19 protein-coding genes are annotated in these 21936 nt (G+C 64.2%); 17 read left to right on the top strand and 2 right to left on the bottom strand.

What is annotated here, in order from left to right; translation table 11 throughout:
• Positions 1-33 precede the first annotated feature (33 nt).
• The 7 genes from dacB (at position 34) to JF616_02095 (ending at position 8823) form a co-directional block, all read left to right on the top strand.
• The gene (gene dacB / locus JF616_02125; GenBank protein ID MBW8886529.1) at positions 34-1587 is read left to right on the top strand and encodes a D-alanyl-D-alanine carboxypeptidase/D-alanyl-D-alanine-endopeptidase; all 1554 of its coding nucleotides are present in this window, start codon (positions 34-36) and stop codon (positions 1585-1587) included.
• A 20-nt stretch (positions 1588-1607) separates the two neighbouring features.
• Positions 1608-2414 carry an N-formylglutamate amidohydrolase gene (locus tag JF616_02120; GenBank protein MBW8886528.1) on the top strand — a complete coding sequence of 269 codons (807 nt, stop codon included), beginning with the start codon at positions 1608-1610 and terminating at the stop codon, positions 2412-2414.
• A 63-nt stretch (positions 2415-2477) separates the two neighbouring features.
• Positions 2478-2852 (top strand): hypothetical protein, encoded by a 375-nt coding sequence (locus JF616_02115; GenBank protein MBW8886527.1) that lies wholly within the window; start codon positions 2478-2480, stop codon positions 2850-2852.
• Between the two features lie 179 nt (positions 2853-3031).
• Entirely contained in the window at positions 3032-3838 is an 807-nt protein-coding gene (locus JF616_02110; protein MBW8886526.1) for a hypothetical protein, read from the top strand.
• Positions 3839-3860: 22 nt separating this feature from the next.
• A complete protein-coding gene (locus JF616_02105) occupies positions 3861-4217 on the top strand; it encodes a hypothetical protein (GenBank protein ID MBW8886525.1) in 357 nt (118 codons plus the stop codon).
• 90 nt (positions 4218-4307) lie between these two features.
• Complete coding sequence (locus JF616_02100) at positions 4308-5300, top strand: cation transporter (protein ID MBW8886524.1); 993 nt, start codon at positions 4308-4310, stop codon at positions 5298-5300.
• A 199-nt stretch (positions 5301-5499) separates the two neighbouring features.
• A complete protein-coding gene (locus JF616_02095; GenBank protein MBW8886523.1) occupies positions 5500-8823 on the top strand; it encodes a DUF349 domain-containing protein in 3324 nt (1107 codons plus the stop codon).
• Between the two features lie 25 nt (positions 8824-8848).
• On the opposite strand, the gene JF616_02090 is transcribed toward JF616_02095, so the two are convergent.
• Both JF616_02090 and pgi read right to left on the bottom strand, forming a co-directional pair.
• The gene (locus tag JF616_02090; protein ID MBW8886522.1) at positions 8849-9430 is read right to left on the bottom strand and encodes a hypothetical protein; all 582 of its coding nucleotides are present in this window, start codon (positions 9428-9430) and stop codon (positions 8849-8851) included.
• A complete protein-coding gene (pgi, locus tag JF616_02085; protein ID MBW8886521.1) occupies positions 9427-11100 on the bottom strand; it encodes a glucose-6-phosphate isomerase in 1674 nt (557 codons plus the stop codon). Before pgi ends, JF616_02090 begins: the two co-directional genes overlap by 4 nt.
• A 64-nt stretch (positions 11101-11164) precedes the next feature.
• On the opposite strand from pgi, the gene JF616_02080 reads away from it, so the two are divergent.
• The 10 genes from JF616_02080 to JF616_02035 all read left to right on the top strand — a co-directional run bounded on the left by JF616_02080 (position 11165) and on the right by JF616_02035 (position 21855).
• On the top strand, positions 11165-11794 hold the full coding sequence (locus JF616_02080) for a hypothetical protein (protein MBW8886520.1): 630 nt from the start codon (positions 11165-11167) through the stop codon (positions 11792-11794).
• Positions 11795-11839: 45 nt separating this feature from the next.
• Positions 11840-12070, top strand: coding sequence for a hypothetical protein (locus JF616_02075; GenBank protein ID MBW8886519.1), 231 nt, complete (start codon positions 11840-11842; stop codon positions 12068-12070).
• A gap of 252 nt (positions 12071-12322) precedes the next feature.
• Positions 12323-13633: a TolC family protein gene (locus tag JF616_02070; GenBank protein ID MBW8886518.1), complete on the top strand. Its 1311-nt coding sequence runs from the start codon at positions 12323-12325 to the stop codon at positions 13631-13633.
• Positions 13634-13659: 26 nt separating this feature from the next.
• Positions 13660-15006 (top strand): efflux RND transporter periplasmic adaptor subunit, encoded by a 1347-nt coding sequence (locus JF616_02065; GenBank protein MBW8886517.1) that lies wholly within the window; start codon positions 13660-13662, stop codon positions 15004-15006.
• Positions 15007-15029: 23 nt separating this feature from the next.
• Complete coding sequence (locus JF616_02060; GenBank protein ID MBW8886516.1) at positions 15030-15767, top strand: ABC transporter ATP-binding protein; 738 nt, start codon at positions 15030-15032, stop codon at positions 15765-15767.
• On the top strand, positions 15767-16987 hold the full coding sequence (locus JF616_02055) for an ABC transporter permease (GenBank protein ID MBW8886515.1): 1221 nt from the start codon (positions 15767-15769) through the stop codon (positions 16985-16987). Before JF616_02060 ends, JF616_02055 begins: the two co-directional genes overlap by 1 nt.
• 136 nt (positions 16988-17123) lie before the next feature.
• Positions 17124-17885: a TetR/AcrR family transcriptional regulator gene (locus JF616_02050; GenBank protein MBW8886514.1), complete on the top strand. Its 762-nt coding sequence runs from the start codon at positions 17124-17126 to the stop codon at positions 17883-17885.
• Positions 17882-19180, top strand: coding sequence for a TolC family protein (locus JF616_02045; protein ID MBW8886513.1), 1299 nt, complete (start codon positions 17882-17884; stop codon positions 19178-19180). Before JF616_02050 ends, JF616_02045 begins: the two co-directional genes overlap by 4 nt.
• Positions 19177-20274 (top strand): HlyD family secretion protein, encoded by a 1098-nt coding sequence (locus JF616_02040; GenBank protein MBW8886512.1) that lies wholly within the window; start codon positions 19177-19179, stop codon positions 20272-20274. Before JF616_02045 ends, JF616_02040 begins: the two co-directional genes overlap by 4 nt.
• Positions 20275-20301: 27 nt before the next feature.
• On the top strand, positions 20302-21855 hold the full coding sequence (locus JF616_02035) for a DHA2 family efflux MFS transporter permease subunit (GenBank protein ID MBW8886511.1): 1554 nt from the start codon (positions 20302-20304) through the stop codon (positions 21853-21855).
• Positions 21856-21936: the final 81 nt, after the last annotated feature.

Genomic DNA, 21936 nt, shown 5'->3' with positions numbered 1-21936 from the left:
CAATTGCCCGGGATTTTACGACACTTAAGTGCGATGATCGGGACGGGCGCGCATAGGCTGATCGCTTTCGCTCTGGGCGTTACCCTGGCCGGTTCCTGGATCCGGGCCGAGGCGAAATCGGCTTCCATCCCCCGCTCTCCGGTCGGCGTGCCCGCGGCCGCGGCGGTACCCGCCCCCAAGGCAGCGCCTTCCCGGGCCGGCGGATTTTATTTCCCCAAGGAAGCGCAGCTAGGCTACGTACTGGCCGACCCGGCCGCACCGGAAGGCGAGCTGCTGGCCTGCCGCGATTGCTATCGCAACTTCACCCCGGGTTCCACGCAGAAACTGTTCACGACCTGGATCGCCCTGGAACTGCTAGGCGCTGATCGCACTTACGCTACCGAGCTACAGCGCACAGGGGTGATCGCGGACGGGACGTTGAAAGGCGATCTGCTGATCAAGGGCGGCGGCGATCCTTCCTTCGCCGGGGCGCAAGGCGGCCCCGAACGGACGGCGGCCGCGGTGTTCGGCGCTTGGGCCGAAGCCCTCAAGCGCGAAGGCGTCAAACGCGTGGACGGCTGCGTGGTCGGGGACGGGTCGTTCCTGGAAGAAGAGGGGCCGCATCCCGCGGAGCTGTGGGAAGACGCGGGCAACTATTACGCGGGCATCGTTTCGGGCCTATGCTTCAACGACAACCTTTTCACCGCCGAGTTCTCGGGCGCCTCGGTCCCGGGAAAGCCCGTAGCCTTGCGGAGCACGCTTCCCGCGCATACGGGCATCGCGCGCTTCGACAACCGCCTGGTCACCGGCCCGGCCGACTCGCGCGATTCGGCCTATTTCCTGGGCGGATTCCCGAGCCCGGTCAGGACCTTGCGCGGCAGCTATCCGGCCGGGCGCATGGCCTTCGCCCTCAAAGGCAGCCTTCCCAATCCGGCCTGGACCTGCGCCCGCGAGTTCCAGGACTTCCTGATCGCGAAGGGGATCGAAGTGACGGGCAAAGGCTCGGCATGCGGCGATCCCTTGGCCTTGCCCAATCATGCCCCCGTCGCCGGGGCCCAGGCCATCGCGGGGACCAGCGTGGTTTCCCCTCCCTTGCGGGAACTGTTGCGCATCGTGAATCAACGCAGCGACAACAACTGGGCGGCGCAGACCTTGGCCCTGATCGGCAAGGGGACCGGGCACGCGGCGGATTGGCGCGGGGGCCTGGAGGCGGTTTACGGGTGGCTGGACGGCCATGGCTTCGATCGCAAGCTGATCCATCTCAAGGACGGCAACGGCTTGTCCCGCTACGATTGGATCGCCCCCGCCATGACGGCGCGCCTGTTGGCATACGCCTATAGGGATGCGAAGCTTCCCCAATTCCAGGCCACCTTGCTGGGCGCGCCGGGATCGGAAGGGAAGCTGGATCGTTTCGGGCCGGGTTGGGAAGGCCGGCTGTACGCGAAGACGGGAACCCTGGAGGGCGTGAGCGCCTTGGCCGGATTCCTGCGCGGAAAGTCGGGGAAATGGCTGGTGTTCGCCATCGCCGCCAACAATTTCGAGCCCCGCAACGGGGATCCGCAAAAATACTTCGCGCCTTTGCTCCGCGCTTGGGCCGATTCGCATTAGACGCATAAGAGAGAGCGATCATGCTGCCCATCCTCATCTCCACTCCGCATTCCTCCGCGCACGTTCCCCACTGGCTCCTGGCGCGCATGCTGCGCACGGGCGAGGAACGGTCGGCCTTGGAGCGGCGCCTATTTAAAGAAGGCGATCCCTTCACCGACTTGATCTTCGACGTACCCGACGCGGCCGCGACGGTGAACGCGGCGGCCTCGCGCTTCGTGGCCGATCCCAACCGGGCCCGTAGCGAGGGCGGCGAGAACGGAGTCATCAAGCTCACCGATTTCGAGCGGAGGCCCTTCTTCCCCACCCGTTACGTGGTGACCCCGGAAGAGCGCGAAGCCCGCCTGACGCAGTATTACGATCCTTTCCATACCGCCCTGGCGCGCGTCCTGGCTTCGGGATCAATCCGCTTTTTCATCGACGGCCATTCCATGACCGCACGCGGGCCGGCCATCGGCCCCGATGAAGGCGACCCGCGGCCGGCCCTGTGCATCGGGAATTTCGGCGATGCCGACGGCGATCCCGCCGCTGGGCCGCTTTCCTGCCCGGGACCTATGGCCCGCGGCATCCGCGATCATATGGCCGAATCCTTGCGCGACGTGATCGCCGCAAGCGGATTGGAGGCGCCCGCCCTCAATTCGCCCTTCGACGGCGGCCACGTCCTACGCCGTTATTCCGCCGCGCCCTTTTCCGTGCCCGGCGTCATGATCGAAGTGAACCGCGCCCTCTACCTGGACGAAGAGTCCTTGCGCCCGCTGCCGGGCCGCATCGAGGCCTTGTCCAAGGCCGTCCAGCGGCTCGCCGCTTGGGTGGCGGAATCGCTACCCTGATCACGCTCCGACCCCGGGACTACCGTCCGAACCGGCCCGCGACCCCATACGAAAGGACCCGCTGTGAAAATCCGCTTGCATGAAATCGAATTGCCCAGCGGGAAAATCCCGGAGAGCCGCCGTTTCTATCAAGAGGCGCTGGGACTGCATTTGAACCACCACGAAGCGGGGCTCAACGTATTCGATCCCGGCTGGCCGGGGATGGACCTGGACACTTCGATCCACCTTCCCGGAAAGATCCGGCTAGGTTTCGTGGTCGATAACCTGGCCGAGTTCATCGCTTCGATTAAGGGCAAGGGAATATCCTACTCCGGCCCCATGCCTTCGCATTTGGGGATGAAGGTGATCCGGATGGAAGATCCCGATGGAAACCTGGTGGAAGTCCAGGAGTTCACGGAAGGAACCCCGCCGCCCGTCCGGGAAGCCTTCTCCGACTGACCGCCGGCCCCAGGCGCCCCCGCGAAGACCTGGCGCCAGGCCTGGATCCGGGGACCGGCTTGCGGGTATTGTCCTTTTGACAAAAATAAGATTGAGACTTAGTCTTGATCTTATTCTCAACCGGCATTATCCTTAGTTCAGCATATCTAGGATGAAATATCCCCGTTGAAAGGAAACCCATGCATTCCCGCTTTCGCATTCCCGCCCTGCTCGGCATAACCTTGGCGGCCATTCCCGCGCTGGCCAACGAACGCCACTTCGGATTCGTCTACGAAACCGGCGTCCTGGCCCCCGGAGCCAAGGAGATCGAGACCTCCACCACCTTGCGCGCCGGCCGCGACGATTATTACGCCGCCCTCGATCATCGCCTGGAATTCGAAGTGGGCGTGGCCGAACGCCTGATGACCTCTTTCTACCTGAACTGGAGCAACGTCACCGAAGGCGGAACCGCCTTGTCCTCGTCCTTCGAATGGCAGGGCATCTCCAACGAATGGAAATGGAAGTTGATGGATCCGGTGGCCGATCCCGTGGGCCTGGGGCTGTACGCGGAATTGTCCTACGGGACCGCGGGGATGGAGATCGAACCTAAAATCCTCCTTGACAAGAAGGCGGGGAATTGGCTGTTCGCCGCCAACGCCATCACCGAATTCGAGTACGCGGCCAAAGCCGACGGCGGGATGGAATTGGAAGAGATCGCCCCCGACCTTTCCCTGGGCGCGACCTACGAGATCAAGCCGGGATTCATGGCCGGCCTGGAACTCCGCAACCACAACGCCATCGCGAAGGCGGAAGCAGAAGACCTGGCCTACCGGTTCTCGGCCCTGTACGCCGGCCCCGTGGTCTCCTACGCGACCCAGTCCTGGTGGGTGACGCTTTCCGTCCTTCCGCAATTGCCGGCCTTGTCCAAGGAATCGGGCGGTTCTATACTTGTGCTCGATGACGGCGAAAAGGTCAATGCCAGGTTGCTCTTCTCCTTCCATATCTGATCGGCTCCGCGCGGCCGTCCCCGTGGCCGTCGCGCTTTTTTCGCTGGCGGGATGCGCCGGCAGTTCGCGCATCCCCCACCCCACCGCCAAGGAAGTGGAGTTGGCGGGACGTAACGGGCAAGTTACTACGCTGGAGGCCCTCAAGGTTGGCCGCAGCCTCTATATCGGGCGTTGCGGAGCTTGCCATTCCCTCAAGGATCCCGCCTTCCTCGATCCCCAGGATTGGCCGGGAATGGTGGAGCGCATGTCGGAGAACGCCAAACTCAATCCCGATCAGCAGCGGGCCATAACCCAGTACTTGGTCGGGGTGTCTGCCTCCATGCACGGAGGCGATTCCGGGGCGGCCCCTGCGGATTCGTCGCATGCGCCGCATGGCTGAGGCCGGGCCTTCGTCCCCGAGGCCCGCGGCTCCCGTTTCAAGACCCTTCCGATCCGGTTTTCCGTCCCGCCCATAGGGTATATTACGGATATGGCCCAGCCGCATCACCATCACCCCCATCATCACGATCACCACCATGAAGGTTCCGGCCTGCATCTGGTACATGCATCCTACGGGAAATTGCTGACCGGCTTCTGGATCATCACCGCTTTCATGGGCGTGGAAATCGCCTGCGGCTCCCTCTTCCATTCGCTCGCCTTGCTTTCCGACGGCGTGCATATGCTTTCGGATGCCGTGGCCTTGGGGCTTTCCGCCCTGGCGGTTTCCCTCGGGGCGCGGCGCGCCACCCGCGAAAAGACTTTCGGCTTCAAGCGCTTCGAGGTCTTGGCCGCCTTCGGCAACGGTCTCACCTTGGCGCTCCTCTCCGTTCTGATCGCCGCGCAGGCCATCGCGCGGCTGGCTCATCCGCAGCCCGTCGCGGCCCGATCCATGCTCATCGTGGCAACCCTGGGCCTCATCGTCAATATCGTGGTCGCATGGTGGCTGCATCGCGGCGGGCATGAAAAGACGCTTAACGAGGAAAGCGCCTTCAAGCACGTGCTCAGCGATCTGGCCGCTTCCCTGGCCGCCGTGGCCGCCGCCATCCTCATCCTCGCCCAAGGCTGGCTCTGGGCCGATCCGGTATTGAGCCTCGCTATCGCGGGCGCCATGGCCTTCGCCGGCATCGGCGTCATGCGCCGCAGCGGGCATATCCTGGTAGAGGGCACGCCGGAGGGGATCGCCATCGAGGAGGTGCGCCGCGCCATGCTGGCCGCCCCGGAAGTCCGGGGAGTGCATGATTTGCATGTCTGGACCATGAACGGGCGGGACCTCTATTTAAGCGCTCACGTGGACGTCGCCGGGGGCGAAGGACCCCAGAAGGCCGCGGTCGCGAGCCTCACCCGTTCCCTGACCCGCGATTTCGAAATGGACCATATAACCCTGCAGGTCGGCCAGTGCCTGGACGCCGATTGCCTTAACAACTGCGAAGAACCTCCCCGCCCGGCCGGCTCCCCGCACCCCCACAACGCCGGAATAAGCTGATTCGAAGAATAGGGAAGAATCGGTAACCAATCCGGCCTGCTTAAAAACCCAATCCGCGATTCCCGCCTGTTTTGGCGGTACGGTCGGATTTTTTTACAATAGATTCCCTTAGGGATATCGCGCCCCTGGCTCTGCGTCCACGCCCCTTGCGGTCGCAACGCCCCTCGCGCCCATTCCCCATCAATTGTTAGGAGCGCTCATGGGATTCTTGGATTTCTTTAAACCGCAATGGAAGCATAGCGATCCCGCCATGCGCGCCGCCGCGATCCGGGCCCTGGAAGAGGATCAACAAGAAGTACTCTACGTCCTAGCCTATGAAGACGCGGATGCCGGGAACCGCATGTTGGCAGCGCGCAAGCTGAAGTCCATGGACCTGCTCAAGAAGCTGCGGGACAAGACCAATGATCGCGCGGTGCGGGAATGGGCCCAGAAGGCTTGGGTGGAACGCGCGGTGGACGCGGCCAAGACTTCGCAGGATGATCCGCGATCGATGGAAGACGTACGCGGAATGCTGGCCGAGGTCGGCGAGGATCAGCGCGCCCTGGAAGCGATCGCGACCGGCGCTTCCGCCCTCGAGATCCGCAAGCTCGCTTTCGCGAAATTGATCCACGCCAGCGCCCATCATGCGGTGGCCCTGTCCGAGTCGGATAACGGCTTGGCCCTGCGCGCCCTCGATAAGGTTGCCCGCGAAAGCCAATTGGAAAGCCTCGCCAAAGGCGCCGTCAGCAAGGCCGTGCGCACCGCCGCCAAGGAACGCCTCAAGTCGGCGCAGGCCGCCAAAGGCCCCGATGCCGCTTCGGTCAACCGGGCCAAGCTCGGCTTGGTATTATCCGCGATGGAGAAGGCCGCCGCCGCGGCCGATGAGACGCCCGCCCACTACGATTGGGAGAAGGGCAAGGCCCGGGTCGACGAGACGGAAGCCGCCTTGGAAGATCTAATCGCCCAAGGCGCCGGGCCCGATGCCGCGCGCCTGGCGCGCTTCCGCGAAGGGGCCAGCCGGTTCCATGCGCGTTACGCCCGCTGGCGCCACGAGAAGAACGAGAAGCAGGAGAAGGACCGCCAAGCCTTGGCCGACCAGGCCGTGAAGGAAACCATCTGCGCCGAACTGGAAGCGCTTTGGGCCGTGGAACCCCAGGCCCCCGCGGGCGCCGAGGGCGAGAACGGACCGGAAGCCAATCCCCTGGCGCCGCAAATCCGCGCTTTGCGCGAGCGTTTCCTGGCCACCGGGCCCTCCCCGGAACCCGCCGAAGGCGAATTGCAAAAGCGCTTCCGGGGCGCCGTGGATCGCCTGGAGAAGCGGAGCCGCGAACGGGAAGCCGCGACGCGTCGCGCTTCCGAGGACAAGGAACACGGCGGACGTTTGCGCGCCCTGTGCGAGCAGGCCGAGGCGCTGGCCCAGGTGCCGGCGCTGCAGGCCGCGGAACGCTTCCGCGAACTTCGCCGCGAATGGAACAAGGCCCTGGCTGGCGCCGAACGTTGGCCGGGCCGCGAGGAATACCGCGCCCGCTTCGATTCCGCCGTGGGATCGCTCGAAGGCTCCCTGGACCAGCTGCGCGCCAGTAACCTGGACCGCATGCAGTCCTTATTGCCCCAACTGGAAGGCTTGCTGGAAAGCCCGGACATGACCGCGGCCGAGAAGCGCTTCAAGGAACTGAACGGCGAGTGGCGCGCCCTCCATCCCGTGCCGCATGGTCCCGGGGCCGATGAGGCGCTGGGACGCTATCAAGCATTCCTGGATCGCTTCCGCGAGGCCTCCGATTGGCTGCGTTGGTCCAATCTGCGCGCCAAGACCTCGGTATGCGAACGGCTCGAATCCCTGGCCGCGTCGGCGGATGCCCCGCAGGCCAATCCGGGCGAAGCCGTGGACCGCAAGGCGATGGTGGCGCGATTCAAGGAACTGCTGGCCGAATGGAAATCCCTGGGGCCGGTGCCCTGGGATAGTTCCGAAGCCTTATGGGAGCGTTACCATCATGCTTGCGATAAGCTTTACGAGCGTTGCCGGGAATATTTCGCCGAGCTGGACGAAGAACGCGAGGGCAATCTCAAAGCCAAAGAGGAATTGTGCGCGCGTATCGAGGCCTTGAACGCGGCGGACGAAATCGATTGGCGCGACGCGATGGAAACCGTGAAAGAAACGCAGAGCGCTTGGAAGGCATTGGGGGCCGTGCCCAAAGCCCAGTCGGAAGCGATCTGGACCCGGTTCCGCGCGGCTTGCGGCGCCTTCTTCGAGCGCAAGGATAAGCAGAACCAGGACAACCTGGCGCGCAAGCAGGAACTGGCCGCCCTGGCCGAATCCCTGGCGGATTCCACCGAGTGGAAGGCCGCCGGTGCCAAGATCAAGGAAGCCCAGGAGAAATGGAAGGCCATCGGACCGGTCCCGCGCGATCAGGCCGAAGCCGTCTGGGGACGCTTCCACGGGGCCTGCGAACGATTCTTCACCGCCCGGCGCGCGTTCATGGAAAAGCTGGATACCGAAAAGCCCTTGAACCTGGCCAAGAAGGAAGATCTCATCAAGGGAATGGAAGGCCTCGGCGACCTGCCGGACGACCAGGCGCGCTTCGACGCCATCAAGCAGGCGCAAAGCCAATGGAAGGAAACCGGGCCGGCCGGTACCCGCGAAACCGACGAGGCGCTCTGGGAGCGCTTCCGCAAACCCATCGACGCGTATTTCGAAGGACGCAAGGCCCGCGTCGGCGAGGAGCGCGCGCAACGCGATGAGAACGGCAAGATGAAGGAAGACATCTGCCTGGAGGCCGAATCCCTGATCGGATCGACCGAATGGAAGGCCACCATCGATAAGATCAAATCGCTGCAAGAGCGCTGGAAGGCCACCGGCCCCGCCTCGCGCGAGGCCGACCGCGATTTGTGGAAACGCTTCCGTTCCGCCTGCGACGGATTCTTCGATCGCCTCAAGGAAAATTCCGCCAAGCGCGATCAAGAGCGCGAAAGCAATCTCAAGCGGAAGATCGAACTCTGCTTCCTGGCCGAGAGCTGGGTCTCGCGCCCATTGTCCCCCGAAGAAGCCGAAGCCCGCGCGGCCTGGGAGGCCAAGAGCCTGCCCGTCGATCTCGCCCGCTTCAAGGCGCCGGGCGGGGCCGTCGATTGGAACGCCGCCACCGAGACCATCAAGGCCCTGCAAAGGGAATGGAAAAAACTCGGGCCGGTGCCACGGGAGCTGAGCGACTCCATCTGGGAGCGCTTCCATGCGGCCTGCGACGGCTTCTTCGAAGAGCGCCGCGCGGCCCTGGGCCTGCGCCCGGAAGACCCGCAAGCCAACCTGGAGCGGAAGCTCGAATTGATCGCCGAGGCCGAAGAGCTGGCCCGTAATCCCGGGCCCGCCTCTGCGCGGCGCGGCGAGCAGCTGGAACGCGAATGGAAGCGCATCGGCGCGGTGCCGCGCGCGCAAAGCGATTACGTCTGGAACCGTTTCCAAGAAGCGATGCGCTCGGCCTTGGGCGGATCGGAGATGGGCTCGGGGAACGATGGGGCGGAATCGGAGGCGGAAGCGGCGGCCAATCCCTGAGGGATCGACGCGGAGGGCATGCCCTTCAACGACCGCCGGAACGACCTTGGAGGGTAGGAGCGGTTCTCTCCGCGACGAGCGTATCCTTGAAAACGAATTCGGTTTTCGCGGCCAACCAAGCTCCGGCCAACCCTCCCGCAGCCATACCGCCCAGGCTTCCCAGCAGGGTTCCGCCGTAGAGGAAAATCTCCTTGGGACCGGTTTTCCTGCAATTGGCGGATGGGCCGGACGGATCCCCTTCGCAGACCTCATCCGGTACTTCGCTTTCCAAAATGCTTCCCCAAACGAACCCGACGGCGGTTCCCGCCGCCAGGCCCAGGCCCATGCCTTGCCACGCGCCTCTTTTGGCGTTGCGCACCACCAACCGTCGCACGTCCGCGGAGCGGAAGCGCAGATCCATCAGGGAATCGCCGTCCGATGCGAGCACCGTATCGCCATGGGCGCGCACGGCCTCCACCTCCACCGCCCGCGCGTCCCCATCCGCATCGCTTACGATCAATTGCGCCCGGCCCCGGTAGGCGAATTCCTCGGATGGCCGCACATAGCGCGTGGTCGTGCAATCCGAAACGAGAAGCCCCAACACGGGGACGAGGCGAGCCGCTTTCAAACCCGTTCTTTCAGATACTTCCGGATCAAGGTGTTGGTCGACCCATCGTGCTTCAGCGCCACGTTGGCATCCTTTTCCCCCGCCTCCAGTTCGGGCAGGATCTTCTTGGCCAATTGCTTGCCCAGCTCCACGCCCATCTGATCATAGCTGTTGATCCCCCAGATGATGCCTTGCACGAAAATCTTGTGTTCGTACAGGGCGACCAGGGATCCCAGCAAGTGCGGCGTGAGCTTTTGGAAGAGGATGGAATTGGTGGGCTTGTTCCCCTCGAAGACCTTATGCGGCGCCACGCGCTTGGCATCGGCATCCGGCATCCCACCGGTCTTCAGCTCGGCCAGCGCCTCGTCGAAGGTCTTGCCGACCATGAGGGCTTCGGTCTGGGCGAAGAAATTGGACAAGAGGATGCGGTGATGATCGCCGATGGGATTGTGGGATTGCGCCGGCGCTATGAAGTCGGCCGGGATCACCTTGGTCCCCTGGTGGATGAGCTGGTAGAAGGAATGCTGGCCGTTGGTGCCGGGTTCGCCCCAGATGATGGGCCCGGTCTGGTAATCGACCCGCTCGCCGTCCTTCCGTACCGACTTCCCGTTGGACTCCATATCGGCTTGCTGCAAGTAGGCCGGGAGGCGATGCAGGTATTGGTCGTAAGGCAGGATGGCGTGGGTCTGCGCCCCGAAGAAATCCCCGTACCAGACGCCCAGGAGGGCCAGGGTAACCGGGAGGTTACGCTCGGCGGGGGTTTCGCGGAAATGGCGATCCATGTCGTAGCCGCCGGAGAGGAAGTCCTTGAAATGGCCGAAGCCGACGGAGAGGGCGATGGAAAGCCCGATGGCCGACCAGCAGGAATAGCGGCCTCCCACCCAATCCCAGAATTCGAAGGCGTTCTTGGGATCGATGCCGAAGGCGGCCACGTCCTTGAGATTGGTGGAGAGCGCGACGAAATGCTTGGCTACGGCCGACATATCTCCGCCGCAAGCCATGAGCAGGGCCGCGCGCGCGCTCATGGCGTTGGTCATGGTTTCCTGGGTGGTGAAGGTCTTGGAAGCCACGATGAATAGGGTCTGGTCCAATTCCACTTCGCGCAGGATCTCGGCGAGATGGGTGGCGTCCACGTTGGAGACGAAGTGGGCGCGCACCACTTCCTTCCCGGAAGCATCGCGTGAATACGGCTTGAGGGCCTCGGTCACCATCACCGGCCCCAGATCCGATCCGCCGATGCCGATGTTCACCACGTGCTTGATGGGTTTGCCCGAAAAGCCCTTCCAGGCGCCGGTCCGGATCTGCTCGCTGAAATCCCGCATCTTGTCCAACACCGCCCGTACCTTGGGCATGACATCCTGCCCGTCGACCAGGACCGGGGCGTTGCCGAGGTTGCGCAGGGCCGTGTGCAGCACGGCACGGTTCTCGGTGGTATTGATCTTCTTGCCGGCGAACAAATCCTCTTTGGCCTGATCGATCGCGGCCTCTTTCGCCAGCGCGCGCAGGAGGGATAGGGTTTCCTCCGTAATCAGGTTCTTGCTGTAATCGAGATAAAGCCCGCACGCTTCCAGGCTGAACTTCGCCGCGCGTCCGGGATCGCCGGCGAAGAGATCCTTCATCTTCAGGGAAGCGGCGCTGCGGTGATGGTTTTGCAAGGCCTTCCAGGCGGGGCTTTGGGTCAATGAGCTCACGTTCTCATCCTAGGCTTAGGTTGTGGCCGAAATATAGATTCTCGTTTTTCTACCTTGGCACGCCATGGCCGAACCCCTTCCCGATCCTCCTAAGCAATCCGGCGTCTCCGGCAAATGGGTGGTATTCGTGGTGTTCGGCGGCGCCCTGCTGATGTGGCTGTCGGTGTTCCTGTTGGGCCTCCGGGAACGGCGGACGCGATCCGGCGAAGGTACCGAGGTGGTGACCACCACTCCGCAAATACGCGTCTGGCTCCGGAGCCTGCCCGAACATTGGTCCAAAGTCACCCTGGTCGAAGGCCAGGGATGGGTGCTTTACGTGCCGTGCTACGCGGCCAATAGCGAGATCGCCATCCGCACCGCGCCGGAAAACCCTCCCGGCGTCATCTGCGAGTATTGCGATAGCTTGGACTCTTTCACGGTCAAGGCCATCGCGCGCGACCGCAAGGATAGCGCTTGGTACCTGCGGCTTACTCCCGAAGCCGGCGACGTCCGCATCGTACCGGTCAGCGACAGCCTTTTGCAGGCCTTCCCGGAGGCGCCCTTCCAAGACCGCATTCTGCTGTGGATCCGGCCCCGGGCCAACGGCAAGTCCGATTCCATGATCTTCGTCCCCAAGGCCCAAGAGCCGGAATTCGAGACTTTACGGGCGGAGGACGAGAACCCGGAAGGCTGTAACGGAGGCGGAGGCGAGTAACTACGGCGATTGCAGGGCGGCCGGCATTTGTTTAGTTTGGACGGCATGCGCTCGCGAATCGTACGGCCCGGTGAAATGCGGGAAACGTACGGGACACAAGTCCGGGATTTCCCTTACGCATTCGTGCTGCCAACGCATGGCGAAGGCTGGGATTCGAACGTGCGGGCGCCCGCCGAAACGCCTGCTCCCCTAACCGCGGCGGCGCCGACGCCGCAACGCCGCGCCGGCGACAAGCAACCCATCTATATCGAAATCAAACCGAAAGCCCTGAACTAAGAGCCTCTAACATAATGGGGGCGAAGCAGCGAGGCCGAGCGAGCGACCCGCGGCCAAGGAGGACGAAGGAGCGATATTCGGAGAATATCGCGACTGAGTCCGACGCAGGCCCCGGGCCGCGCAGCCGGCCGCAGCCGAGCAACCATTATGTTAGAGGCTCTAAAGGGAACCCCAATCGTCATCGGGTTGTCCAATTAAAATCCGATGAGATCCTTTGTTCTACACACCCCCCGCGAGTATCTTCTCGGCTTCATGAGCCCACGCAGCATCTTCCTCGCCGCCCTCTTGGCCGCATGCCTTTGCTACCCGACCCGCGCCGATGATATCTTGGGGTTGGACCAAGCCATCCGCCAAGCGGTGGAACGCAACTTCGGCCTTTCCGTTTCGCGCGATCAACGCGAGGCCGCCACGGTCGCGCGCGAAGGCGGCGTGGGGCAGTTCCTGCCCTCGGCCGATGCCAACGCTTCCCTGAGCGGAAAGGTGTCGGGCGGTTCCCCCACGACCACCCTCGGGGCCTCGGCGACATGGATCCTTTTCGACGGGCTCCAAAACGTGAACGGCTACCGCCGGCTCAAGGCCCAGGAACAGGCCGCGACCTTACAGGAACGTCTCGACCTGGAAAACCTGCTCGAAACCGTGATCGTCTCCTATTACGACGTGGTGCAATTGAAGCAGCAATTGCAGGCCATCGAGCAACAGCTGGCGGCTTCGTCGGACCGGGCGCGCTTGGCGCAGGCCAAACTGGAGGTGGGTTCGGGATCGAAACTCGAGCAGTTGCAATCCCTTTCCGATCTGAACCAGGATTCGTCCACCTGGCTGGATCGGACCTTGGCCTTGCAAAGCGCCAAGGTGCGCCTCAACCAGGAACTGGCCCGCGATCCCGCCATGAACTTCGAGGTCGCCGATTCCATTCCTCTCGATCCCGGCTTGCCTTTGGAGGATTGGCAGAAGGGCCTTCCGGATCGCAATGCCTCCGTCGCCTATGCGCGCGCGCAGCAGAGCGCCGCCCAAGCCGGCTTGTCCCAGGCTCAAGGGCGTTGGTTCCCCACCCTGTCGGCCGGTCTCAACTACTCTACCACGCCCGATGCGCTTAATTCGTCCTCGGTCCTGAACGCGCCCGGGGGCACCGGCCGGGAAGGCGCCACTTATGGAGTGAATCTTTCCCTGCCGCTCTTCGATCGGCTTTCCACCCCCACGGCGGTAAGGCAAGCCCGTCTCGATGTGCGCTCGGGCGCGACCCGCGCGGCCCATGCCGAATCCCAGGCGGCCGCGGACTTCGAGGTCGCGAGGCGGCAGTACGCTTTGGCCATGACGCGCATCGGATTGGAAACCCGGAACCTCCAGGTGGCGAAGCTCCAGGCCGAGGCCGCGCAGGCGCGCTACCGCCTGGGCGCATCCTCCCCGCTGGAATTCCGGGACGCGCAAACTCGCCTGCTCGACGCCCAGGGCCGGCTGATCACCGCGCGGCAAAGCGCCAAGCAGGCCGAGACGGCTTTGCGGCGGCTGGCCGGGAGCCTGGTGTCCGCGGCCGGCCAACCGGCCGGGGCGGGAGACCGCAAATGATGAACGGCAGACGGTAGGAAGTGAACATGGCAGGTTGGTTACCGAAGGCCCTGTGGGGCGCCGCGGCAGCGGCATTGATCGCCGGCGGGGTCTACTGGTTCAAGGGCCGCGGGGCCCCGGAAGTGAAATGGCGCACCGCGACCGTCGAGCGCGGTCCCTTGCAAGTCGCGATCACCGCCACCGGAACCTTGCAGGCGGTGCTCACGGTGCAGGTAGGCACCCAGGTTTCCGGAACCGTCTCGGCCATCTACGCCGATTTCAACTCGCAGGTGAAAAAGGGCCAGGTCATCGCCCGCATCGACACCACCTTGTTGCGCGCTTCCCTCTCCGATGCGCTATCCAACATGGAAAAGAGCGCGGCCCAGGCGCGCCAAGCGGAGGACACGCGTAAGCGCTCCCAAGCCTTGTTCGATCGCGATCTCATCTCCCAGTCCGAGCTCGATCAGGCGGTGGCGGACGCGCGCGTTGCGAACGCCAATCTCGCCTCGGCCAAGGCCCAGGTCGATCGCGCCCGCATCAACCTCCGTTACGCCACCATCGTTTCGCCCATCGACGGCACCGTGTTGTCGCGCGCCGTAGATGTCGGGCAAACCGTGGCCGCCAGCTTCAACACCCCCACCCTATTCACTATCGCCAACGACCTGCGCCAGATGCAGGTGCAAGCCTCGGTGGACGAAGCCGATATCGGAAAGGTGCGCATGGGGCAAAGCGCCAGCTTCACCGTGGACGCCTACCCGGACACCAACTTCGTGGGCGAAGTCTCGCAGATCCGCTTGAACCCCGTCGTCAACCAGAACGTGGTCAGCTATGACGTCCTGATCAGCGTACCGAATCCCAATCTGCGCTTGATGCCGGGTATGACGGCCAATCTGTCCATCGCGGTGGCCCGGAAGGAAGATGTACTCCAGGTACCCATCGCGGCCTTGCGTTTCGCCCCGCCCGATGCTTCCCCGCGGAAGGCCAAAGGCGAATGGAAGAAGACGGAGACGGATTCGAACGGCGGCGCCAATACGGCTTCCTCGGCGCCCGGCGCCGCCGCAAGCCCGGCCGACTCGGCGGGCAGCGCCCATATGCGCCGGAACCGGGCCGGTTCGGACAGCTCGGACGGCCATGGAGGCAAAGGCGGCGGACCCTGGTCCGGCAAGCGGAATCGTGGGCTCGGACGCGTGTATGTCTTGGAAGCGGGGAAGCCCAAAGCGGTGGACGTGAAAACGGGCCTCAGCGACGGATCCCACACCGAAGTCGACGGACCCTTGGAGCCGGGGGCCGAGGTCATCATCGGCACCGAATCCCCTAAAGGATCGGCGGCGGCCCAGAGCTCGCCATTCGGCATGCCCCGCATGGGCGGCGGGGGCGGAGGACGCCCGCATTGAGCCCCGTTGCCGCGGACGGCCCCATCATCGCGGTGCGCGGCCTGACCAAAACCTACCGCATGGGGGAAGTCACGGTTTCGGCCTTGCGCGGCGTCGATGCCCAAATCCATCGGGGCGAATTCGTGGCCATCAGCGGGGCCAGCGGCTCGGGCAAATCCACTTTCATGAACATCCTCGGCTGCCTTGATCAGCCAACGGCCGGCAGCTACGACTTGGACGGCCGGCCGGTCCAGGCGCTGAAGCCCGATGAATTGTCCCTGGTGCGCAATCGCAAGCTGGGCTTCGTTTTCCAGTCCTTCAATCTGCTTAGCCGCACCTCGGCCTTGGAGAACGTGGAACTGCCCCTGCTCTACCGAAGCGAAATCTCCCCGCAAACCATGCGTTCGAAAGCGCAGGCCTCCCTGGAGGCGGTGGGCTTGGGGAAGCGCGTCCATCATCATCCGAACCAGCTTTCCGGCGGCCAGCAGCAACGCGTAGCCATCGCCCGGGCCATGGTCAACGACCCCGTCGTCATCCTCGCCGACGAGCCCACCGGCAACCTCGATACGCGCTCGAGCACCGAAATCATGGCCCTTTTCCAAGGGCTGAATTCCAAAGGGATCACCGTGGTGCTGGTGACCCATGAGCCCGACATCGCCGCCTTCGCGGGCCGGCTCATCGTATTCCGCGATGGTCTCATCATCCGCGATGAGGCCAATCCCTCCCCGATGGACGCCCGCGCCGAACTCGCCAAACTGAAACCCGCGGAAGGGATCGCCTGATGCGGTTTTCGGCCTTGATGCTGATCGCGCTGCGGTCGATGATGCGCAACAAGCTGAGGTCCTTCCTGACCATGCTGGGCATCATCATCGGCGTAGGTTCGGTGATAACCATGATGGCGGTCGGCCAAGGGGCGAAGTCCATGGTCGAATCGTCCATCGCCAGCCTGGGCACCAATGTCATCAACGTGTTCGGCGGCGGCGGCGGCCCCGGAAACGTGCGCCAGGACGCCTCGACCTCGAGCCGCTTCACCGGGGACGATGTAGAAGCCATCCGTAAGGATGCTCCCGCTGTCAAGTTCATCACCCCCACGGTGCGCTCGAGTGTCCAGGTGAAGTACGGCAGCCAGAACTGGCGGACCAGCGCATACGGCGCGTATCCCGAATACCTGGACATCCGCAATTGGGCCCTGGTGTCGGGGGCACCCTACTCGCAGAGCGACGAACGTTCCGGGAACAAGGTGGCCCTGATCGGCCAGACCGTAGCCAAGAACCTCTTCGGCGAAGGGGTCGATCCGGTAGGCCAGACCATCCGCGTGAAGAATTTGCCCTTTAAGATCGTCGGCTTGTTGGAGGCCAAAGGCCAAGGCTCATTCGGGCAGGACCAGGACGACATCCTGATCGCCCCGTACGAGACGGTGCTCAAGAAAGTCCAGGGCGCCCAGTATGCCATGACCTTGATCGCTTCCGCCGCCAGCGAAGACCTCATGCCCGAAGCCACCCGGCAGATCGACGAGGTGCTGCGCCGCCGCTTCCGCGTTCCCCCGGGGGAAGAACCCAGCTACCAGATCCGCACCCAAACCGAAATCGCCCAGGCGGCGGGCAGCATGTCGCAGACCATGACCTTGCTCTTGTCCAGCATCGCCGGCATTTCGCTGCTGGTGGGAGGCATCGGCATCATGAACATCATGTTAGTCTCGGTCACCGAGCGCACCCGCGAGATCGGCATCCGCCTGGCGGTAGGCGCGCGCGGTCGCGACATCCTGCTACAATTCCTGGTGGAAGCGCTGGCCATCAGCCTATGCGGGGGATTGCTGGGCATAGGCGTGGGCATGGGGGCTTCCGCCTTCCTGTCCTCGGTGCAAGGCTGGGCGGTGCGCATCTCGCCCTCCTCCGTTGCGGTCGCCTTCGCCTTCAGCGGCGCCACTGGCATCTTCTTCGGGTGGTATCCGGCGCGCAAGGCCGCCAGGCTGAATCCCATCGACGCCCTCCGTTACGAATAGGTAAGGACCGCACCGGAAGCCGCCGGTAAGGCGGAATCAGCGCGAATAAGCCGATCCGCCCGGTAAGGGGCCGGCCCCGCCCTTTCCGGCCTTGACGGATTAATTGACCGAGGAGTAATTTACTCTAGAGTCAATTATGTCCACCCCCAAGAAACGCCGGCCTTCCGCGACCGCCGCCTCCCGCGCGACCCGCCCGCGTTCCCCTCGCTGGGAACGCAAGGCCGACGAACGCCCCAGCGCCTTGCTGGAGGCCGCCCTGGACGCCTTCGCCCATCACGGTTTCCATGCCACCCGCTTGGAAACCATCGCCGAGGCCGCCGGGGTTTCCAAAGGAACCGTTTACACTTATTTCCAAAACAAGGAAGACCTGCTCCGCAAAGCGATCGAACATCGCCAGGAAGCCAACAAAGCCGGCTTCGAAGCCCAGCTCCGGGATTTCCGTGGATCCGCGGAGGATAAATTGCGTCTTTTCCTGGAACACTTGTGGGCCAAGACCCTCACGGAAGATTGGGGACGCTTGCACAGGCTCATGCATGGCGAGATCGCGGACGAAGCGCCCGAACTCTATCGCGTCTGGATCCGCAACGGCTTGCTGCGCGGATGGAAGCTGGTCGCCGGCATCCTGGCCGAGGGCCAGGCCTCGGGGGAGTTCCGCGCCGAGGCGGATGCCGAAGCCTTGGCGCGCTTCCTGCTTTCGGGCCTGACGAACCAGGCCTTCCTGCAGGTCCATATGGGCATCGGCAAGCTGGACGCCTTCCCCTTGGAGCGCATCTACGCGGCCGGTGTGGATACCCTCCTGGCCGGGATCCGTTCTTCGCGCGCCGAACGCGCCAAAGCGCATGGCCATGCTCCCGCTTCCCGTCCTTCCCGTAGCGCCGTCCGCCGGAGAATAGCATGATCGCCGCTTTCCTACTCGTTCCCTGCCTTACCGTCCAGGCGGGCCCGCAGTCCGGGCCCGATACCTTGCGCTTAACCTTACGCCAGGCCATGGAGGCCGCGCAGTCTTCGGGATACGCCGCGCAAGCGGCCCGCTCCCGTTCCGCCGAGGCCCGGAGCCGGGTCAACGAATCGCGCGCCGCTTTGCTGCCGCATTTCGGCGCCTCCGCTTTCGAAGCCAGGCGCTCCTTCGATCTCCCCGCCATGGGGCTTTCCTTTCCCTCCGGTAGCGGGGCCCCGGCCTTTCCCCAGCTGGTGGGACCCTTCAACGTCCAGGACGCGCGCGTGAACGGACGCCTGTCCCTGATCGATGTCGCGAACTGGAAACGTTACGCGGCCGCCCGCGGCGAGGCCGAAGGCGGGGGCTACGAAGCCGAAGCCGCCGCCGAAGGGGCCGAACTGGGCGCGGCCGAAGCCTACTTGGCGCTGGAGCGGGCGCGCGCCTTGGTCGCCAGCCGGCATGCCGAAGCCTCCCTGGCGACCCAATTGGCCGAACTCAGCCGCGCCCAACAACAGGCGGGCGCGGCCACGCGCCTCGAGACCCTGCGGGCCGAGGGCCAGGTGTCCAATGCCAACAGCGGCGTGGCCGCCGCCGAGGGCGAGGAGGAACGCGCGCGTTACGTATTGCTGAGGGCCGTGGGCGCTTCCCTGGATGCGATGCCGGTCCTGGGCGATACCCTGGGTCTGCCCGAGCCGCCTACGGCTTCCGCCGCCGGGGCCATGCCCGAAGTGGCCGCCGCCGACGCGCGTGAACGCGCCGCGCGCGATCAGGTTTCCGCCTTACGCGCCGAGGTTTTACCCACCGTGGAATTATCGGGGGACTACGGCCTCAGCGGTCCCCGTCTCGATGATCGTTCCGAATGGACGGAGAACATCGCGTTGACCCTCAATTGGAACTTGTGGGACGGGGGCAGCCGACGCGCGCGCCTGGCCGCCCAGTCCGAGAACGCCAAGCAAGCCGCCCTGGCCTCCCGCGACATCCGCGATGCCGCCGAACAAGGTTTGCGCTCCGCATCCTCCGCCATGCGCAGCTTGCGCGCCGAGGCCGGCTTCGCCCGCGAACGCGCCGCGCTGGCCGAAGAGGAAGAACGCCTGGCCCGCGAGAAGTTCAAGAGCGGAGCCTCGGGGAACCTCGAAGTCATCAGCGCCCAGGCCAGCGTGAGCTTGGCGCATCAGGCATATATCGACGCCGCCTACGGATACAACCGCGCCCGCTTGGAATACCTGCGGGCCGCCCATCGCTTGGGGGATTTATGACGACGCGCCGGGAAACCGAAGTATTGGATGGGGAGACCGCCGCCCGCGGCAAGGCCCCGAAAAAGAAGAACACCGTCCGCAACGTGATCCTGCTGGCGTTCCTGGCCGTAGGCCTTTTCTACGGCATACGCACCTGGCGCTTCCACCTCACCCACGCCACCACGGACGATGCCCAGGTGGAAGGCCATATCCTGCCCGTAAGCCCCAAGGTAGGCGGCTTCGTGGCCCATATCTTCGTGGCCGATGAGCAAGAGGTGAAGCCGGGGGACACCTTGTTCACCATCGACAACGCCGAACTCGCCATCAAGTTGCGGCAGGCGGAAGCGGATCTCTTGGCCGCCGAAGCCTCCGCCAAAGGCGGCGTCGCGGGGGCCGGCGCGCACGTGGCCGAAGCCCAGCGCACCGCCGCCGAAGCCAACTTGGCCGCGGCCAAGGCCAGCCTCGACAAGGCCAAGTCCGATCTCGAACGCGCGCGCCGCCTGTTCCAGCAGCAAATCGCCAGCAAGGCCCAGTTGGACGCCGCCGAGGCCGCCTTCCAGTCGGCGCAGGCCACCTACCAGTCTTCTTCGGAAGCCGCGCGGGGAAGCTCCTTCTCCATCCAGGGGGCCAACGCCCAGGTGCGCGCCGCCGACGCGCGCTTGGCCGCGACCCAAGCCGCCGTGGATGCGGCCCGCTTGCAGCTGGCCTATTCCGCCGTGATCGCGCCCTCCGCGGGCCATATCGCCAAAAAGAACCTGGAACCCGGCCAATTGGTTTCGCCCGGCCAGATGGTGATGGCCATCGTGGAAGCGACGCCTCCCTGGGTGGTGGCCAATCTCAAGGAGACCCAGTTGGAAGGTTTGCGTCCCGGCCAACCCGTCGATGTGGACGTGGACGCCTTCCCGGACCGGACCTTCCATGGCAAGTTGGCCTCCATCCAATACGCGACGGGCGCCAAATTCAGCCTTTTGCCGCCGGACAACGCCACCGGCAATTTCACCAAGGTGGTGCAGCGCGTGCCGGTACGCATCGACCTGACCGACGCGGACGCGGCCAAGCTGTTGCGGCCGGGCATGTCGGCGACGGTGGCCGTGGATACCCGCGCGGGGGAGTGAACGCGTGGTTTCCCTAGAGGTGCGCCGATGAAGTTCGGGATGGAGAAGTGGATCATCATCCTCACGGTGGTGTCCGCCGCGCTCCTTCAGCTTATCGATACTTCCATCGTCAACGTCACCTTGACGCAGATGATGGGAAGCCTGGGCGCCACCCTGGCCGATATCAGCTGGGTCATCACCTCGTACGCGGCCGCCAACGTGGTGATGATCGCCATGTCGGGATGGCTCAGCTCCCGTTTCGGGCGCAAGCGCTTCTTCGCAGCCTCCATCATCCTTTTCACCATAGCCTCGGTCCTGTGCGGCATGTCCACCAGCGTGTGGATGCTGGTGTTTTTCCGGTTCGTGCAAGGCATCGGCGGCGGCGGGCTGCTCTCCACGGCCCAGGCCATCATCGTGGAGACCTTCCCCAAGGAAGAGCTGGGGCTGGCCAACGCCATCTACGGCCTGGGCGTGGTGATCGGCCCCACCATCGGCCCGACCATGGGCGGCTACATCACCGACCATCTTTCCTGGCATTGGATCTTCTACATAAACGTGCCCGTCGGCATCGTGGCGACCATCATGACCATGCTCTTCATCAAGGAGCCCGCTTATCGGCAAAAGCCGCAAGGGATGGATTGGCCGGGGATCATTTTCCTGGTGGCCGGCGTGGGCGCCTTGCAGGTGGTGCTGGAGCGGGGCGATCAGGAGGGCTGGACGGAATCGGCCTACATCAACGTGCTGATGGCGGTGGCGGCCGTGGGCATGGTCGCCTTCATCTGGCGCGAGATCGTGCATGAACATCCCGTGGTGAATCTGCGCCTGATGAAGAGCCGCACCTTCGCCGTGGGTATGCTTTTCAATTTCATCCTCGGCTTCGGGCTGTTCGGATCGGTATTCGTGATCCCGTTGTTCGCCCAAAGCTTCCTCGGCTTCACCGCCACGGATACGGGCGTTCTACTCATTCCGGGCAGCCTGGCCACGGCGGTGATGATGCCGGTGATCGGCAAGCTGATGCAGAAATTCCCGGCCCATTTGTTCAGCGGCCTGGGCTTCCTCTTCTTTTTCATTTCCACCTGGATGCTCTCGCATATGGGGCCGGAATCCGGCGCGGGCAGCTTTTTCTGGCCCTTGATCATCCGCGGCGTAGGGCTGGGGCTCATCTTCATCCCCCTCACCACCTTGACCCTGGTGGACCTGAAGGGACGCGATATCCCGCAGGGCACGGGCCTCTCCAACATGATCCGCCAATTGGGCGGCTCCTTCGGCGTGGCGCTGATGGCAACCTTCATCGAGCGGCGCACCGCGTTCCACCGCTCCGTGCTCGCGGACAAGGTGGATGCCTTCGCCACCGCCGCCCAACAGCGGATGGAAGGCCTTACCCGCCTGTTCGTCTCCAAGGGGGACGCCTTCGGCTTGGCCCATCAGAAGGCGCTGGGGCTGCTCAACGCGAATACGGGACACCAGGCTTCCCTGTTATCCTTCCTGGATACCTTCTACGTCATCGGATTCTTCTTCCTGGTGTGCATTCCGTTGCTGTTGCTCTTCAAATCGCCGAAAGCGGAGAAGGGCAAACCCCACGTGGATATGGCCATGGAGTGATCTCCGTAGCGGATCGGAACTAAATTCCCCTTCCCTACGCGTCACGAAAAGCATATTTTCGCCTCCATCCCAACCGGAGGC

The organism is Fibrobacterota bacterium, assembly GCA_019509785.1.
Classification (GTDB): domain Bacteria; phylum Fibrobacterota; class Fibrobacteria; order UBA11236; family UBA11236; genus Chersky-265.
The sequence above is the reverse complement of the archived record's forward strand: the minus strand, read 5'-3'. Positions and strand labels throughout refer to the sequence as shown.

What these genes read in the sequence shown, in the direction of transcription:
- dacB (MBW8886529.1), top strand. Translation starts at nt 34, where the DNA reads ATGATCGGGACGGGCGCGCATAGGCTGATCGCTTTCGCTCTGGGCGTT.
- JF616_02120 (MBW8886528.1), top strand. Translation starts at nt 1,608, where the DNA reads ATGCTGCCCATCCTCATCTCCACTCCGCATTCCTCCGCGCACGTTCCC.
- JF616_02110 (MBW8886526.1), top strand. Translation starts at nt 3,032, where the DNA reads ATGCATTCCCGCTTTCGCATTCCCGCCCTGCTCGGCATAACCTTGGCG.
- JF616_02100 (MBW8886524.1), top strand. Translation starts at nt 4,308, where the DNA reads ATGGCCCAGCCGCATCACCATCACCCCCATCATCACGATCACCACCAT.
- JF616_02095 (MBW8886523.1), top strand. Translation starts at nt 5,500, where the DNA reads ATGGGATTCTTGGATTTCTTTAAACCGCAATGGAAGCATAGCGATCCC.
- JF616_02080 (MBW8886520.1), top strand. Translation starts at nt 11,165, where the DNA reads ATGGCCGAACCCCTTCCCGATCCTCCTAAGCAATCCGGCGTCTCCGGC.
- JF616_02075 (MBW8886519.1), top strand. Translation starts at nt 11,840, where the DNA reads ATGCGCTCGCGAATCGTACGGCCCGGTGAAATGCGGGAAACGTACGGG.
- JF616_02070 (MBW8886518.1), top strand. Translation starts at nt 12,323, where the DNA reads ATGAGCCCACGCAGCATCTTCCTCGCCGCCCTCTTGGCCGCATGCCTT.
- JF616_02065 (MBW8886517.1), top strand. Translation starts at nt 13,660, where the DNA reads ATGGCAGGTTGGTTACCGAAGGCCCTGTGGGGCGCCGCGGCAGCGGCA.
- JF616_02055 (MBW8886515.1), top strand. Translation starts at nt 15,767, where the DNA reads ATGCGGTTTTCGGCCTTGATGCTGATCGCGCTGCGGTCGATGATGCGC.
- JF616_02050 (MBW8886514.1), top strand. Translation starts at nt 17,124, where the DNA reads ATGTCCACCCCCAAGAAACGCCGGCCTTCCGCGACCGCCGCCTCCCGC.
- JF616_02045 (MBW8886513.1), top strand. Translation starts at nt 17,882, where the DNA reads ATGATCGCCGCTTTCCTACTCGTTCCCTGCCTTACCGTCCAGGCGGGC.
- JF616_02040 (MBW8886512.1), top strand. Translation starts at nt 19,177, where the DNA reads ATGACGACGCGCCGGGAAACCGAAGTATTGGATGGGGAGACCGCCGCC.
- JF616_02035 (MBW8886511.1), top strand. Translation starts at nt 20,302, where the DNA reads ATGAAGTTCGGGATGGAGAAGTGGATCATCATCCTCACGGTGGTGTCC.